This window comes from Rhodococcus shunpengi (genome assembly GCF_048381395.1).
Classification (GTDB): Bacteria; Actinomycetota; Actinomycetes; order Mycobacteriales; family Mycobacteriaceae; genus Rhodococcus.
In genome coordinates this window covers 35,335-51,184 of the sequence record NZ_JBLWIU010000031.1, presented here as the reverse complement: position 1 = coordinate 51,184, position 15,850 = coordinate 35,335, and the positions used below count along the sequence as shown (strand labels likewise).

13 protein-coding genes are annotated in these 15,850 nt (G+C 67.8%); 4 read left to right on the top strand and 9 right to left on the bottom strand.

The window, feature by feature from the left end:
- Positions 1 to 40: 40 nt before the first annotated feature.
- A complete protein-coding gene (locus tag ACNJ7K_RS17800; RefSeq protein ID WP_487042011.1) occupies positions 41 to 2,782 on the bottom strand; it encodes a calcium-translocating P-type ATPase, PMCA-type in 2,742 nt (913 codons plus the stop codon).
- Between the two features lie 148 nt (positions 2,783 to 2,930).
- On the opposite strand from ACNJ7K_RS17800, the gene ACNJ7K_RS17795 reads away from it, so the two are divergent.
- Together ACNJ7K_RS17795 and ACNJ7K_RS17790 are read left to right on the top strand one after the other, a co-directional pair.
- Entirely contained in the window at positions 2,931 to 3,350 is a 420-nt protein-coding gene (locus tag ACNJ7K_RS17795; protein WP_145691020.1) for a pyridoxamine 5'-phosphate oxidase family protein, read from the top strand.
- Positions 3,351 to 3,386: 36 nt separating this feature from the next.
- Positions 3,387 to 4,253: a cation diffusion facilitator family transporter gene (locus tag ACNJ7K_RS17790; protein WP_183070781.1), complete on the top strand. Its 867-nt coding sequence runs from the start codon at positions 3,387 to 3,389 to the stop codon at positions 4,251 to 4,253.
- Between the two features lie 5 nt (positions 4,254 to 4,258).
- Here ACNJ7K_RS17790 and ACNJ7K_RS17785 read toward each other — a convergent pair whose 3' ends face one another.
- Positions 4,259 to 4,861, bottom strand: a complete 603-nt coding sequence (locus ACNJ7K_RS17785) for a LysE/ArgO family amino acid transporter (protein WP_016690991.1) — start codon at positions 4,859 to 4,861, stop codon at positions 4,259 to 4,261.
- Between the two features lie 72 nt (positions 4,862 to 4,933).
- On the opposite strand from ACNJ7K_RS17785, the gene ACNJ7K_RS17780 reads away from it, so the two are divergent.
- Positions 4,934 to 5,815: a LysR family transcriptional regulator ArgP gene (locus tag ACNJ7K_RS17780; protein ID WP_024102747.1), complete on the top strand. Its 882-nt coding sequence runs from the start codon at positions 4,934 to 4,936 to the stop codon at positions 5,813 to 5,815.
- 80 nt (positions 5,816 to 5,895) lie between these two features.
- On the opposite strand, the gene ACNJ7K_RS17775 is transcribed toward ACNJ7K_RS17780, so the two are convergent.
- From ACNJ7K_RS17775 to mdlC, 4 genes are read right to left on the bottom strand one after another with little or no spacing between them, the layout of a single operon-like run.
- The gene (locus ACNJ7K_RS17775; protein WP_120281141.1) at positions 5,896 to 6,993 is read right to left on the bottom strand and encodes an ABC transporter substrate-binding protein; all 1,098 of its coding nucleotides are present in this window, start codon (positions 6,991 to 6,993) and stop codon (positions 5,896 to 5,898) included.
- A gap of 31 nt (positions 6,994 to 7,024) precedes the next feature.
- Positions 7,025 to 8,833, bottom strand: coding sequence for an ABC transporter permease (locus ACNJ7K_RS17770; RefSeq protein ID WP_016690988.1), 1,809 nt, complete (start codon positions 8,831 to 8,833; stop codon positions 7,025 to 7,027).
- A complete protein-coding gene (locus ACNJ7K_RS17765; RefSeq protein ID WP_016690987.1) occupies positions 8,830 to 9,951 on the bottom strand; it encodes an ABC transporter ATP-binding protein in 1,122 nt (373 codons plus the stop codon). The genes ACNJ7K_RS17770 and ACNJ7K_RS17765 overlap by 4 nt, the downstream gene beginning before the upstream one ends.
- A gap of 39 nt (positions 9,952 to 9,990) precedes the next feature.
- Positions 9,991 to 11,571 (bottom strand): benzoylformate decarboxylase, encoded by a 1,581-nt coding sequence (gene mdlC / locus ACNJ7K_RS17760; protein WP_159416939.1) that lies wholly within the window; start codon positions 11,569 to 11,571, stop codon positions 9,991 to 9,993.
- Positions 11,572 to 11,711: 140 nt separating this feature from the next.
- Between mdlC and ACNJ7K_RS17755 the strand changes: the two genes are divergently transcribed.
- Complete coding sequence (locus ACNJ7K_RS17755; protein ID WP_120281139.1) at positions 11,712 to 12,629, top strand: LysR family transcriptional regulator; 918 nt, start codon at positions 11,712 to 11,714, stop codon at positions 12,627 to 12,629.
- Positions 12,630 to 12,658: 29 nt separating this feature from the next.
- Here the strand turns inward: ACNJ7K_RS17755 and ACNJ7K_RS17750 are convergent, their stop codons facing one another.
- From ACNJ7K_RS17750 to ACNJ7K_RS17740, 3 genes are all read right to left on the bottom strand, one after another.
- Positions 12,659 to 13,414 carry an IclR family transcriptional regulator gene (locus tag ACNJ7K_RS17750; RefSeq protein WP_487042010.1) on the bottom strand — a complete coding sequence of 252 codons (756 nt, stop codon included), beginning with the start codon at positions 13,412 to 13,414 and terminating at the stop codon, positions 12,659 to 12,661.
- Between the two features lie 97 nt (positions 13,415 to 13,511).
- Entirely contained in the window at positions 13,512 to 14,969 is a 1,458-nt protein-coding gene (locus ACNJ7K_RS17745) for an aldehyde dehydrogenase family protein (protein WP_487042009.1), read from the bottom strand.
- Between the two features lie 34 nt (positions 14,970 to 15,003).
- Positions 15,004 to 15,828 carry an enoyl-CoA hydratase/isomerase family protein gene (locus ACNJ7K_RS17740; protein WP_016690982.1) on the bottom strand — a complete coding sequence of 275 codons (825 nt, stop codon included), beginning with the start codon at positions 15,826 to 15,828 and terminating at the stop codon, positions 15,004 to 15,006.
- Between the last annotated feature and the right edge of the window lie 22 nt (positions 15,829 to 15,850).

Genomic DNA, 15,850 nt, shown 5'->3' with positions numbered 1-15,850 from the left:
TTCTCCCCGCGGTGACGTGAGTTCCGCCATCTCCCGATCGTCAGGTGAGGAAGGTCGTATCCGCCCGCTCGGCCCTGCGCGCCTCGATCCTCCTGGCGACGAACTTGCCGATCTCGTCCACCCACAGCACGGACGAGCCGACTGCGACCGCGAGCAGCCACTGCTCGGAGGTGAGGGAGGTGGTGTCCATGAATCCCTGCAGGGCGCCGAGTTGCACGACGCAGATCTGCAGGACGACGACGGCGCCGATCGCGATCCAGATGGTGTGGTTGGTGAACGTCTGCGCCGAGAACACCGATCCGAGATCCGAGCGCACGTTGAACAGGTTGAACACCTGGTAGAAGACGAATGTCGTGAACGCGAGGGTGGTGGCGAACAACGGGTCGGATGCGCTGTCGGGGAACAGTTCCGGTCCGAAGTGCAGGACTGCGATCGTGCCCACCGTCATCACGATGCCGAGGCCGAGGATGCGCTGGACCCGGGAGCGTTCGAGCAGGGCCTCGTTCGCGGGCCGCGGTCGTCGCCTCATCGCGTCGGGGGCGGTCGGGTCGACACCGAGTGCGAGCGCCGGCGGTCCGTCCATGATGATGTTCACCCACAGGATCTGCAGTGCGCTGAAGGGCGCGCCACCCGCGAGTCCGAGCACACCGGCCGTCAGGAAGATGAGGACGAAGCCCCACGCCGTGGTGAGCTGGAACTTCACGAATTTGACGATGTTGTCGTAGATTCCGCGTCCCTCGGCCACGGCGGCGACGATGGTCGCGAAGTTGTCGTCGGTGAGGATCATGTCCGCGGCGCCCTTGGAGACGTCGGTTCCCGTGATCCCCATGGCCACACCGATGTCGGATTGTTCGAGCGCGGGAGCGTCGTTGACGCCGTCGCCCGTCATCGCGACGATCTGCCCGTCGGCCTGCAGCGCTTCGACGAACCTGATCTTGTGTTCGGGCGCCACGCGGGCGAGGACGCCGAATTCCTTTGCCCTCCTGCGCAGTTCGTCGTCGGTGAGTTTGTCGAGATCTGAACCGGAGGCAGCCGACCCGCGGATTCCGAGTTCCTCGGCGATCGCGGAAGCCGTCACCAGATGGTCGCCGGTGATCATGTGCACCGAGATGCCCGCCTCGTGGGCGACGGCGATCGCATCCTCGGCTTCGGCCCGCGGCGGGTCGACGATGCCGACGATCGCGTGGATCGTCAGGTCGGCCACCTTCTCCTGCAGAGCATCGGTGTCGCCGCGGGGAACGGCATCGAGGTCGCGACCGGCGATCATGAGGGTTCGCAGACCTTCCGACGCGAGCGCCTCCACGGCCCGCTGGATCCTCGCGCGACCGTCGTCGTCGAGCGGAATCGGGCCGTCGGGGCCGGCGATCGAGGTGGCACGGTCGAGGAGCACACCCGGCGCGCCCTTCACGAAACAGCGGTATCCGCCGTTCGGCAGGGTGTGGAAGGTGGCCATGTACTTGTAGTCCGAGTCGAACGGCACCTCCGAGATGCGGTTCAACGCGGCCCGCGCACCCTCGACGTCGATGCCGCCCTTCTCGGCGAGCACCACGAGGGCACCCTCGGTGGGATCGCCGACCAGCACTCCGTTGCGCACGGTCGCGTCGTTGCACAGTCCCATCCCGAGCAGTGCGTCCGTGAAGTCCGGTGCGGGCAGACCGTCACCGACGAGGATCTTGCCGTCGGTTCCGTACCCGGTGCCGGTGACGCGGAAGGCACGACCCGCGACGAGCAGTCGCTGCACCGTCATCTCGTTGAGGGTGAGGGTGCCGGTCTTGTCGGTGCAGATGTGGGTGGTGCTGCCGAGCGTCTCGACCGCGGCGAGTCGTTTGACGATCGCACCGCGGGCCGCGAGACGTGAGGCTCCCATCGCGAGGGTGAAGGCGACGACGGCCGTGAGCCCTTCGGGGATCGTCGCGACCGCCAGCGACACCGCGGTGACGAGGAGATCCGACCAGGTCTGTCCCCGCAGCAGACCGAGGACGAACACCAGCGCCACTGTCACGATCGCGACGATCGTCAGGGTCTGGGCGAGCTGGCCGATGCGCCGTTGCAGCGGCGTCTGTTCGCCACCGGCCGATCCGAGAAGGGTTGCGATGGCACCCATTTCGGTACGCATGCCCGTGCCGGTGACGATCATCGCGGCACGTCCGCGTGTGACCTCGGTGTTCATGAACAGCATGTCGGTGCGGTCGCCGAGCGGCGCGTCGGGATCGTCGACGACGTCGGCCTGTTTGTCGACGGGCTGGGATTCACCGGTGAGGGCGGCCTCCGCGACCTGCAGCCGGACGGCGGTGACGAGTCGGCCGTCGGCCGGGACGGTGTCGCCGGCCTCGAGGAGCACCACGTCTCCGGGGACGAGTTCGGCGCGGGGCACCTCCGTCCCCCTGCCGTCGCGCAGCACCCGGCTGGTCGACACCGACATCTTCTTCAACGCGGCGAGGCTGCTCTCGGCCCGGGATTCCTGCACGTAGTTCAGCACGGTGTTGAGCGCGATCACCGCGAAGATGACGACGGGGGTCTCCCACTCGCGGGAGACGGTGGCGCTGACCACCGCCGCCACGACCAGAACGAGGGTCATCCTGTCGGCCAGCAGCGAGAGCACGCGCCGCCAGGTCGGTACCTTCTTCGCCTCGCCGAGCAGGTTCGGGCCGTACTCGCCACGCCGTCGTTCGACCTCGTCCGCACTCAACCCTCGTTGCGGATCGACCTCGAACGCCTCGGCGACGTCGGTCGCGGCGCGGGTGTGCCAACTCGAGGTGGTCGCGGGAGCTTGTGCGGACATCGGCACTCCTCGTTCGGGCTGCTCTCGGCGGATCGGGCGAACACGGTCCTGACGGCCGGTTTCACCGTAACCGGCGGAGCGTTCCACTGCGCCGGAAGCCGGTTCGTGATGTGCTGGATACGGCAGCGGAACCGGAGGAGTGAACGCGATGAGCGACAACCCGAACACCGACGATCCTGTCGTCCAACTCGACGAGGACCAGTGCTGGGACCTGCTCGCGACGGGCAAGGTGGGCCGCCTCGTCACCGTCGTCGGCGGGCGACCGGAGATCTATCCCGTCAACTACGTCACCGACGATCGCACGGTGTACTTCCGCAGCGGTGAGGGCAGCAAGCTCTCCGAACTGGCGGTGCACCCGCAGGTGGCCTTCGAGGTGGACGAGATCCGCGAGGACTCCGCGTGGAGCGTCGTGCTGCACGGACACGCCCGGATCCTGCGGAGCTTCGACGACGCGGCGCGGATCGACGCCCTCGGACTGTCGCCGTGGGTTCCCACCCCGAAATACGACTACGTCGCGCTGACGGCCACCGACCTCACCGGGATGCAGCTCACGCTCGTCAAGCGCTGAACGGTGGCGCCCTCTGCGCAGCAGCACCGCCTGTTGATGCGGTTCATGCTGCTGTCGGTGGCGACCGCGCTCGCGACGATGCTGCTGAAGGCATCGGCGGCGTGGATCACCGGATCGGTGGGTCTGTTGTCGGACGCGCTCGAATCCGGGGTCAACCTCGTCGCGGCGCTCGTCGGTCTCGCGGCGCTACGTCTCGCCGCGAAGCCGGCCGACGCGAACCACGATTTCGGGCACGGGAAGGCCGAGTACCTCTCCGCCGCGGTCGAGGGCACCATGGTCTTCGCCGCCGCGACGGTGATCCTGTGGACCTCGGTCGAGCGCCTGATCTCCCCGCAGCCGGTGACCGAGGTCGGACTCGGTCTCGTCCTGTCGGCCGGATCGTCGGCGCTCAACCTCGTGGTCGGTCTGCTGCTCATCCGGCAAGGCCGCGCACATCGGTCGATCACGCTGGTCGCCGACGGGAAACACCTGCTGACGGACGTGTGGACGTCGGCGGGCGTGCTCGTCGGCGTCGCGCTGGTCGCGCTGTCCGGGTGGGACGTGCTCGACCCGATCGTGGCGATCCTCGTCGCCCTGAACATCCTGCGGATCGGCTTCGGGCTCGTGCGGCAGGCGGTCGTCGGCATGCTCGACGCGGTTCTTCCCCCGGAGGACGTGACGGCGGTGAACGCCGTCCTCGACCGCTATCGGGAACCGGGGGTGGTGACGATCCTGCCGCCGCGCACCCGCGAGTCGGGACGGCAGCGCTTCGTCTACCTCGTCGTGCGGGTGCCGGGCGACTGGACGGTGCGCGCCGGCCACGACCTGCTCGACCGCATCGAGGCCGATCTCGGCGAGGCACTGCCCGGCGTCGTGGTGTTCAGCCATCTCGAGCCCGACCGCGCCCCCACGGGACGCAGGTGAGGTGATCAGGCCGAGGCGACGAGCCCGGCACCGAGGCCGAGCATCAGGACCGCGACGCCGCCGTCGAGGATGCGCCACGAGGACGGCTTGGCGAACCAGGCACGCAGATAACGGGCGCCGTACCCGAGGGCGGCGAACCACACGACGCTCGCGGTGATCGCCCCCGCACCGAACCACCACCGGCCGGGGTTGCCGTAATGGTTGGCCACCGAACCGAGCATGAGCACGGTGTCGAGATAGGTGTGCGGGTTGAGCCAGGTCAGCGCCAGGCAGGTCAGCAGGGCCGCGCCGATGGTGACGGCACCGCCCGGGGCGGCGGACAGTGCCGACGGCTTCAGCGCGCGACGTGCCGCGAAGAGTCCGTAGCAGATGAGGAAAGCGGCACCTGCCCAACGGATCACGTCGATCGCGCCGGGAGCGCGGTCGAGGATCGTCGCGATCCCGGCGATGCCCGCGGTGATGAGCACGGCGTCGGAGATCACGCAGATCGCGATCACAGGCAGCACGAATCGTCGCGCGATCGCCATGCGCAGGACGAAGGCGTTCTGCGCACCGATGGCGACGATGAGGGACAGACCTGTGACGAATCCGGCGACGACGAGTGACATGGCATCGACGCTAGGAATCCTGCCGAGATAAGAACAGTTGATTGTGCTGTACCTGCATTAGAGTTTCTTAATATGGACCTGGACTTCGCTCAACTGCGCACTTTTGCAACGGTATTGGACGAGGGCACTTTCGAGGGTGCGGCGGCTGTTCTTCGCGTCACACCGTCCGCGGTGAGCCAACGCATCAAGTCGCTCGAACAACACGTCGGTCAGGTACTGCTGCGACGGACCAGGCCCGTCAGCGCGACCGCGGCCGGCGAAGTGGTGATGCGACTTGCCCGGCAGGTCGCGCGGCTGGAGCAGGACGCCTCCGAGGAACTCGGTCTCGGCGCCGACACCGGGAGTTACGCCACGATTCCGCTCGTCGTCAACGCCGACTCGATGTCCACCTGGATGCTGCGCGCCCTGGCCCGGATGCCCGTGCGCTACCGAGCCCTGTTCGAACTGCACCGCGAAGACGAGTTCCACTCCACGGATCTGTTGCGCGACGGCACCGCCATGGCGGCGGTCACCTCCGTCCCCGAACCCGTGCAGGGCTGCACGTCCGAGAAGCTCGGCGCCATGCGCTATCACGCGATGGCGAGCGTCGACTTCGCCGAACGCTGGTTCCCCGAGGGTATGACCCCCACCGAACTGCGGGAGGCCCCGATGCTCACCTTCGACCGCAAGGACGACATGCAGGATCGCTTCGTCCGCAAGCGGACCCGGCGGCGGCTGAATCCGCCGCGCAACTACGTTCCCGGCGCCCTCGAGTTCGTCGAGGCCGCGCGGCTGGGGTTGGGCTGGGCCATGCTCCCCGACGCGATGGTCGCCGACACGACCGATCTCGTGAGCCTGGCCCCGGACGACCCGATCGCCGTGCCGCTGTACTGGCAGCGGTGGCGGCTGGACTCTCCCGTTCTCGACGCGCTGACCGATGCGGTCCGTCGCACCGCGCGCGAAGTGCTGCATTGACCTCCCGAACCCGACCTTCCGAAATGAGAACGGCCCGAACCGGATTGCTCCGGTTCGGGCCGCTCTCGTCGTGATGCGGATCAGTAGTTGAACGCCTCTGCCCAGTGCTGCGAGTACTCGGCCTGACGTTCCACCTCGGTCAGCGGCATACGCCAGACCTTGTCGGAGTCGAGCGGCGGGAGTTCACGGCCGAGCGCGGTCGGCGGTGCGACGTCGGGTCGTACGCTGTAGTCGCCCAGCTCGGTGAACAGCTCCTGGCCGCGCTTCGAGAAGTTGTAGTTCATGAACACCTCGGCCGCTTCCGCGTTCTCGGCGGTGGCGGTCCTGCCCAGGTAGTAGTCGAAGGTCACGAAGCCTTCCTCGGGCACGACGAAGTCGATGGGCGCCTTGTCCTCGGTGGCGGTGACGTTCACCGACGCCGAACCCGTGGTCGCGATCGGCACCTCACCGCGGGCGAAGGCCGTCAGCTTCTGGCCGGCACCGTCGTAGATCGTCGGCTGCAGCGCCGCGAGCTTCTCCCAGTAGCCGTCCTCGAGCTTCTCCTCGACGAACCAGTTGAGTGCGACGTTGGAACCGCCCGTCGCACCCTGCGAGATGCCGATCTTGCCGCGCCACTTCTCGTCGAGCAGGTCGGCCCACGAGGTGGGTGCCTCCTCCTCGGTGACGGCGCGGGTGTTGTAACCGAAGGTCTGCACCACGTTGGTGACCCGGGAGAAGTTGCCGTCCTGGATCACGACCTCCTCGAGTTCCTCGGTGCCGGGCACGACGTACGGATTCCACACGTCGGCGTCGGTGAAGCTGTCGACGATGTCGTAGTCGGAGGTGCGGATCACGTCGGCGTTCAGACGGCCTGCGCCCTGCTCGGAGAGCACGCGCTCGGCCAAGCGGGCCGGGACGAGGCGCATCAGGTCGACCTTGATGCCGGTGTCGCGGGTGAACGCCTCGATGAAGGCCTGCTCGTTGGATTCCTGGTAGCTCGAGTACAGACTCAGCGTCTGCGACTTCGCTACCTCGTAGGTCTCCTTGTCGGCGATCGTCTCGCCGTCGATGACCAGACCCTCCGAGGTGTCGACCTCGGCCTGGGAGGTGACGCCGTCGGAATCTCCGCCACCGCACGCCGCGAGTGTCGTGGCGAGGACGACCGACAGAGCGGTGAGCGCTACTTTGCGCGTTTTCATGGTGAGGCCCTTCGTTTCTCGAAAAGTCCGGTCAGAGCGAATTGGTTCCGGAGTCCGACGCTTCGGCGAGCTGCTTCTTCTCCCGGTTGCCGGCGAGCTGGGCGAGGACGGCCAGCACGGCGATCACCAGGACGAACAGCACGCTGATGGAGGCCGCGACCGCCGTCTGCCCGTTCTCGAAGTTGTCGAAGACCAGGATCGACAGGATCCGGGTGTCGGAGGTGAACAGGAACAGCGAGGCCGACAGTTCGCGCATCGCCAGCATGAGCAGGAGCAGGAAGGTCGACACGATACCGACGCGCATCAGCGGCACGGTGACGTTGACGATGGCGCGCGACCGGCGGGCGCCGAGCATCACGGCACTGTCCTCGAGGTCGCTGTGCAGCTGCAGCATCGACGACGAGATCGAGCGGTAGCCCTGCGGCAGTGCCACGGCGACACAGGCGACGGCGAGGATGATCAGCGTGCCGTAGATCGGGATCGGCAGGCTGAGCCAGGTCCAGAGGATGCCCATGCCGAGCACGATCGACGGGATGGCGAGCGGTGCGGTGGCGATCTGCTCGAGCAGGGCGCCGAGGCGGCTCTTGGTCCGGTAGCGGATGTACGAGGCGGAGAAGCTGATCGTCGTACCGGCGAAGGCGGCGACGACGGCCACGACCACCGAGTTCACGAGCGCCTTCTGGAAGTCGGCCGCCGAGGCCACCTCCACGATGTTGTCGAACGACATTCCGCCCTGGAACATCTGGGACATGCTGTACAGGTACGGCGAGTCCTGGGTGGCGGCGAGGAAGAGCGCGCCCATCGGCAGTGCGATCGCGAGCAGGAAGTACACGAGCGCGAAGATCGTTGCCGGCCAACGCCAGCCGCGCAGCGGCACCTGACGGGGACGGGCACCCTTGCCGGTCATCGTCGTGAACTTGCGGCGGTTGACGATCCACTGCTGGCCCATGGTGACGAAGACCAGGCCGAGCGTGAGCAGGATGGCGATACCGGCGGCGGCGTTCGCCTGGGCCGGGGCTGCACCCATGAGCCGGAAGATGTAGGTGGGCAGGGTCTCGATCCCCGCGGGGTTACCGAGCACCGCCGCGACCGGGAAGTTCTCCATGCTCAGCGCGAAGACGAGGATGCCCGAACCGAGCAGGGCCGGCATGGCGAGCGGCAGGGTCACCGTCCGGAACATCGTCTTCAGGGAGGCGCCGTGCACGGTCGCGGCCTCTTCGAGGTCGGCGTTCATCATCGACAGCGAACTGTGCACCAGCATGAACACGTACGGCGCGTAGAACAGGCCGAGAACGAAGATCAGGCCCGGGATGCTGTAGATGTTGATCGTCATGCCCAGGCCCAGGTCGGCAAGCAGGATGTTGACGAATCCGGCACTGGGAGAAGCGAGCAGCGACCAGGCGAGCGCACCCACGAGAGCCGGCACGAACACCGGCGCCATGCCGATGAAGAAGATGAACCGGCGCCAGGGCGCATCGGTGCGAGCACAGATGAAGGCGAGCGACGCACCGATCACGAGCGCGATGACCGTCGCCCCGAGGCCGAGCATGAGGGAGTTCACCAGACCCTTGACGGCGTCGGGACTCGTGAGCACCTTGAGGTTGTCGAGTGTGAGGGCACCGAGACCGCTGTTGCCCGGCCGCGGCACCTCGGTGGCGATCGCGGCGACGAGCACCAGGATCATCGGCATGATCACCAGGACGGCCAGGACGGCGAGGACCACCAGTGCCGCGCCGTTCTTGCGGAGGATTCCCCTGCGCCACAACGGCGCCGATACCGGGGTCTCCGGCTCGAGGTCGTCGACCGGATGTGTTTCGGGGGGTGTGGCCAGCTGGGTCATGCCGCGACCTCCTGCAGTCGTGCCTGTCGTGCCACATCGGCCGGCAGGACCTGGACGTTCTCCGGTGAGACCGAAGCGAACACGCGATCGCCGATCTCGAAGCGCTCGGCGCCCTTCGTCGGGGCGAAGATGTCGAGCTCACCTCCGTTGTCGAGGGTGACGGCGTAGCGGACGCTCGAGCCCTGGAAGCTCGTGACGGCGACGCGACCCGAGAACTCGTTGGTGCCACCGCCGGACACAGTCGACAGCATCAGGTCCTCGGACCGGATGCACGCCTTGAAGTCGTCGGCTGCGGCGAGGCCGCGTTGCTCGGTGCGGATCACCTCTCCCCCGTCGCGAACGGCCGTGACGTAACCGTCGGTGCCGACGGTGGCGGTGCAGTCGAAGATGTTGGACACACCGAGGAAGTGCGCGATCGACGCGCTCGCCGGCTCGTTGTAGATCGCGGTGGGGCCGCCGATCTGCACGATCCGTCCGCCCTGCATGAGCGCGATGCGGTCGGCGAGTGCGAATGCCTCCTGCTGGTCGTGCGTGACGTAGACCGTGGTCAGGCCGAGGCTCAGCTGGATCTCCCGCAGTTCCACCCGCAGGCGGTCGCGCAGGCGGGCGTCGAGGTTCGACAGCGGCTCGTCGAGCATGAGCACCGAGGGGCGCATCACGAGCGAGCGCGCGAGTGCCACACGCTGCATCTGTCCACCGGAGAGCAGGCTCGCGCCACGCTGCGCGAAGTCCGACAGACCGACGAGCTCGAGCACCTCCGCGACACGCGACTTGATCTCCGCCGCAGGGAGTTTCTGCAGCTTCAGCGAGTACGCGACGTTCTGGAAGACGGTCATGTGCGGCCAGACCGCGTACGACTGGAAGACCATGCCGACGTTGCGCTTGTTGGGCGGCAGGTTGATGCCCTTCGCCGCGTCGAAGACGACCGTGTCGCCGATGGTGATGCGACCGGCGGTGGGTTCCTCGAGGCCGGCGATGCACCGCATGGTGCTGGTCTTGCCGCAGCCCGACTTCCCGAGGAGCACAACCGATTCGCCCTCGTCGATCTCGAGGTTGAGGTTCTCGATGGCCGTGAACTTCCCGTAGCGGAGCTGCAGGTTCTCGATCGTGATCTTCATAGTGGTTCCTCAGGTTGTCTTTCCGGCGGGTGTCGGGTCCTACTCGAAGTACGTGACGGCTTCGATCAGCACCGGGGAGGTGCCTTCGAAAGCTCGGTGCAGGGCCGCCTTCAGTTCCTCGGCACCGGTGACCCGTTCGCCCTTCACGCCGTAGCCTTCCGCGATCTTGACGAAGTCGATGTCGGGCACGTCGAGTCCCGGGGTGTCGCCGGTGTCCAGAGCGCGGGTGAACCGGCGCAGCGCGCCGTACGTACCGTTGTTGAGGATGACGAACACCACCGGCACGTCGCGGCGGGCCGCGGTCCACAGTGCGGTGATCCCGAAATTGGCGGATCCGTCACCGATGGTCGCGACCACGCGACGCTCCGGATGGGCGAGCTGGACGCCGACGGCAGCGGGCAGGCCGAAGCCCAGGCCGCCGGAGGCCGGCGAGTAGAACGAACCCGGTTCGACGAGTTGGGTGTGCCGCCAGAAGGCGTCCGCTGTGGAGGTGGATTCGTTGACGTAGACCACGTCGCGGGGAGCGATCTCGGCGATGGTGGCGAACACCGTGTCGGGGTGCATGGCCTCGGTGCGATCGGCTCCGCGTGCGAACGCCTCCCGTGCCGGCTCGGCCGGAAGGTCGCGGCTGCGGACCCGCTCGGCGAGGATGCGCAGCGTCGCGCCGACCGGCGCGAGGTAGGCCTCGCCGAAGGGCGCACGGGCGACCTCGCCGGTGTCCTCGGACAGGTGCAGCACACGCGTGCCCTCCGCCAGGAAGGGACCCGGACGGTAGTGGTGGTAGCGGAAGACCGGGGCACCGGCGACGAGCACCACGTCATGGTCGGCCAGTGCCTCGTGGATGGACATGACGTTGGCGGGCAGCACCCCCCGGAACAGCGGATGGGTGTTGGGGAAGGGGCACCGCGACGGCGACGGTGCGATCCACACCGCGGCTCCGAGCGATTCCGCGAGCTGCACCGCGAAGCCGTTCGCGCGCTCCGCGTCGACGTCCGGTCCGAGGACCAGGGCGGGACGGACCGCACCGTCGAGGGCGGCGAGCAGTTCGACCGTCATCGCCTCGGACGGTTCGGTCGTCGTGGTGACGCGCCGCTCGGCGAGGTAGGAGGTGTTGGCCGGGGCCTCGTGCTCCCAGTCGTCGTAGGGCACCGAGACGTAGACCGGGCCGGGGGCGGGCAGGGTCGCCATGTGGACGGCCTGGCTGATGGTGCGGGGCACGTCCTCGGGGCAGGTCGGTTCGGCGCTCCACTTGGTGAGCGGTCGGGTCAGGCTCGCCGCATCGACGTTGGCCAGCATGACTTCCTGGCCGATGGTGTCGCGCACCTGCTGCCCCGCGGTGATCACCAGCGGCGAGTGCGAGTACACCGAGTTGGTGAGCACCCCCATGCCGTTGCCGGTGCCGGCTGCGGCGTGCAGGTTCACGAAGACCGGCTGTCCGCTCGCCTGCGCGTAACCGTCCGCCATCGCCACCACGGCGCCCTCGTGGAGACCGAGGACGTACTCGAAGTCCTCGGGGAAATCCTTGAGAAACAGAAGTTCGTTCGAGCCGGGGTTGCCGAAGATCGTGGTCATACCGTGCCGGCGCAGCAGCTCGAAGGTCACTTCGCGAATCGTGGGCATGCAGAGGTCCCCTTACAGCAGGACGAGAAGAGAATTCATAGGGTCGGGACGACCACTTATCAGCACACTATGTTAGAGCGGTCACATAGATCCAATAGATTCTGCCGATCGCATTATTCAATGCATCTATAGTCGACCGAATGGCGAACAACTACGACCTCAGTATGCTGCGGGTGTTCGTATCCGTCTACAAGACCAGAAGCGTCACGCTCGCCGCCGAGAACCTCTTCGTGGCCCAGCCGACCGTGAGCTACGCACTTGGCAAGCTGCGCAAGCGATTCGGCGACGAGTTGTTCGTCCGCCGCCACCAGCAACTCGTACCCACACGACTGGCCGACGAACTCTACCCCCGCCTGCGGGAGGTGCTCGAGCGTCTCGATGCCGTCATGAACGCCGCCGAGGCGTTCGACCCGGCCGCCACGACCCGGACCTTCCGGTTGGTGCTGTCCGATGTGGGCATTACGGGGCTTCTGCCCAAAATCATGGCTGCCCTGTCCGTTCGGGCTCCCCTCGCGAGCGTCGACGTGGTTCCCCTCGCCCTCTCGCACGCAGGCGAGGCGCTGTGGCTCGGGGACGCCGACGCGGTGGTGTGCACACCGGTTCTGAACGGGCAGGATCTCGACCGCACGCCGCTGTTCACGCAGCCCTACATCGGAGTGCGCCGACCCGACCATCCACGCATCGGACCGACACCGAACCTCGCGGAATTCGAGGCGGAACGGCACGTGTCGGTTGCCGTCGAAACCGGACATACTGCAGTGGATCTGCGCATCCGGGAACTCGGAATCCACCGCGACGTCGCGGTCACCCTCCCGAGCTTCACCGGCATCGCCGGCGTGTTGGCCTCGACCACCTATCTGGGATTCGCCCCGCGCGTCTACGCCGAACGCTCCGCCCGTCTCGGCGAGGTCGGCCTGTACGAACTGCCTTTCGAGGTACCGGAATCGGTGGTATCGCTGTACACGATCCGGCGCGACCTGCCGTCCCCCGAGATCGACTGGCTACGCGAGCTCGTCGTCGAGATCCTCGGCGACGGTTCGACGCTCGACCCGGCGTAGCTATCCGCTCGAATGCGGGATACGGCCGGTCAGAACCCGCCGGTCGCCGCGAGATCACGGGAAATCGCACGTGCCGTAGCGATCACGCGCGGCACGATCTGCTGGGGTTGCGGAATCCGGGACTCGGGGAAGGCCACCGTCACGCTGGCGACGATGCCGCCCTGCGAATCGAGCACGGCGGCCGCGACGGAGGTGCGGCCGGGGAGGCCGTCGTTGCGGGCGATCCCCACACCCGTGCGGCGGATCTCCGCGAGCTGCGCACGCAGTTCCGGTATCCGTGCCGCCATCTCCGGATCCGACTCCGCATCGGCGACGAGCTCGTCCCAGGCCTCGGGGCTGTAGGCGAGCAGGACCCGCCCACCTCCGGTGCGGTGCAACGGAAGTCTGCGGGTCGCCCGGGAGGAATTGGCGGTGGGTTTGACGCGCGTGATGCGGTCGGAGAAGATCCCGTCCGATCCGTCCCGCACACCCAGGTAGACGGTGCCGCGTGTGGCGACGTGCAGGTCGACGAGATAGGGCTGCGCGAGCTCCCGGAGGCGACGCACCTGCGGCGCACCGATTCCCAGGCTCCAGATCCGCCGTCCGAGACGGTAGCGACCGTGGGACAGGCGTTCGACGCCCTCCCACCGCACCAGCGCCGCAAGCATCCGATGCACCGTGGCCGGTGGGAGCCCCGTGCGGTCGCAGATCCCCGCGACCGTCATCTCGGCGCCCCCTGCGAAACAGTCGAGGATCTCGAAGGCACGACCCAGGACCGACCGCTTGCCGTCGTCGTTGTTGCTCATGGCTCGTCCTGAGGTGGTGCGGGATGTGTACGACAACATCGAATCACATCCCGCACGCACCGTCCCGGACAGCCGTGCCGCGCACCGTCGATCGTTCTCAGAACGGATACGGCGCGATCTCCGACCGCACTGTGACCCACTGGGTTTCGGTGAAGGCCTCGAAGTTCGCCGCCGGACCACCGAAGCGGGAACCCGTTCCCGACGCCCCGGTGCCCCCCATCGGCGCGTACGCCTCGTCGCCGACGGTCTGCTCGTTGATGTGCAGCTTGCCGCAGTCGATGCGATCGGCCAGCTGCATCGCGAGCCCCACTTCGCCGAGGATGCCGACCGACAGTCCGTACTCGCTCGCGTTCACCAGGGCAGCGGCCTCGTCGAGGTCGTCGAACGGCACGACCGGGGCGACCGGCCCGAAGATCTCGTCCGTCCACGCCCGCATCGACAGGTCGAGGTCGGCGAGCACGGTGGGCCGGTAGTACTGGCCGTCGTTGGTGCCACCGGCACACACCCGGGCACCGGCGTCCACGGCGTCGCGCACGATCGCGTCGATCGACTTCAGCTGTCGCTCGTCGATGATCGGGCCGAGATCGACGTCGTCGGTGAACGGATCGCCGACCCGCAGCGCGTCGGCCTTCGCGGCCAACTTCGCCACGTACTCGTCGTAGATGTCGCAGTGGACGATGTGGCGGCCGGTCGCCATGCAGATCTGCCCCTGGTGCAGGAACGATCCGAAGGCTCCGGCGGAGGCGGCGCGGTCGAGGTCCGCTCCGGGCAGCACGATCAGCGCGTTGTTGCCTCCGAGCTCGAGGTGGGCCCGCTTGAGCAGGCGCGATGCGGCCTCCCCGACCCGGCGCCCGGCTGCGGTGGAACCGGTGAACGAGATGACGGCGACCTCCGGTGCGGAGACCACGGCCTCCCCGACGTCGGCGCCACCGGTGAGCACGTGGAGCACACCCTCGGGGAGACCGGCCTCCTCGAAGATCCGCGCGAGAACGACCCCACCGCTCACGGACGTACGCGGATCGGGCTTGAGCAGCACGCTGTTGCCGAGCGCGAGCGCCGGTGCGACGGAACGGATCGACAGCGTCAGCGGGAAGTTGAACGGAGCGATCACCGACACCACGCCCGCGGGACGGCGACGCGAGAACGACCAGCGGTCACTGTCGGTGGCCAGCACCTCTCCCGACGGATGCGTCGGAAGACCGGCCGCCTCATAGCATTCCGCTCGCGCTGCCGCGAGCTCCCGGCCGGCCTTGAGCCGGGTGCCACCCGACTCGCGGACCAGCCACTCCTCGATCTCCCCGGCGTGCTCGGCGAACAGGTCGCCGGCGCGACGCAGCACGGCAGCCCGGTCGGCAGGCTTCGTCGTGGCCCACGCCCCTTGCGCACGGGCTGCAGCGGTCGCCGCAGCCCGGACCTGGCCGGCGTCGGCGACACCGATCCGGCCGAGCTCCGTGCCGGTGGCGGCCTCGAGCGCCGGCTGGTCGCCCGCCGCTCCGGGGATCCAGCCACCGCTGTGGATGTTGCCGGCCCAACGGCCGGGGTCGAGAAGGTTCATCATGCTCCTTGCAGGCGCCGCGGCGTCGGTTCGGTCAGCGGTTCTTCCACACGGGTGCGCGCTTCTCGAGGAAGGCACGGACACCTTCGACGCGGTCCTCGCTCAGGTACGGATTGGGGCCGACGTTCAGGCGCAGGGCGCTCGGCAGCGGCAGACCCCAGCTCTTGGTGGCCATCTCCTTGTAGCGGCGCAACGTCACCGGCGAGTTCGCGAGGATGTCGTCGACGTACTTCTGGACCTCGGCCTCGAAGTCCTCGCGCGGGACGACGCGGTTGATCAGGCCCATCTCCTTGGCCTCCTCGACCGGGATGGTCCGCGCGGTGTAGAGCAGGTCCATCGCGACGGCGCGGGGCACCAGACGCGGCAGCAGCACCGAGCCGAGGTTGGCGCCCATGCCGCGGCGTGCCTCGGTCAGGCCGATCGTGGCACCCTCGACGGCGATGCGGACGTCGCTGGAGAGCACGATCTCGCAGCCACCTGCGATGGCGTGGCCGTTGATCGCGGCGATGACGGGCTTGTACGTCTCGAGCATCACCTCGAACAGCGCGCGGTACAGGCCGGTCATCGGGACGTGGACCTGACGCCCCGAGCGGGCGATGTCGTCCATCTCCTTCATGTCGCCGCCGGCGCAGAACGCCTTGTCCCCGGCACCGGTGATGACGACGGCGAAGACGTCCGGGTCCTCCCCCGCCTCGACGAACGCTTCGGTGAGCTGGTTGACTGTGCGACGCGCCATCGCGTTGCGGCGATGCGGACGGTTGATCGTGATCCACGCGGCGTTGCCGCGTACCTCGTAGAGGACCTCGTCGGAGTAATCCGGCTCGGCGTTGTCGACGGAACCGACTTCGGTGGTGGTCATGCTCTTTCGTTCCTTTCGCGGT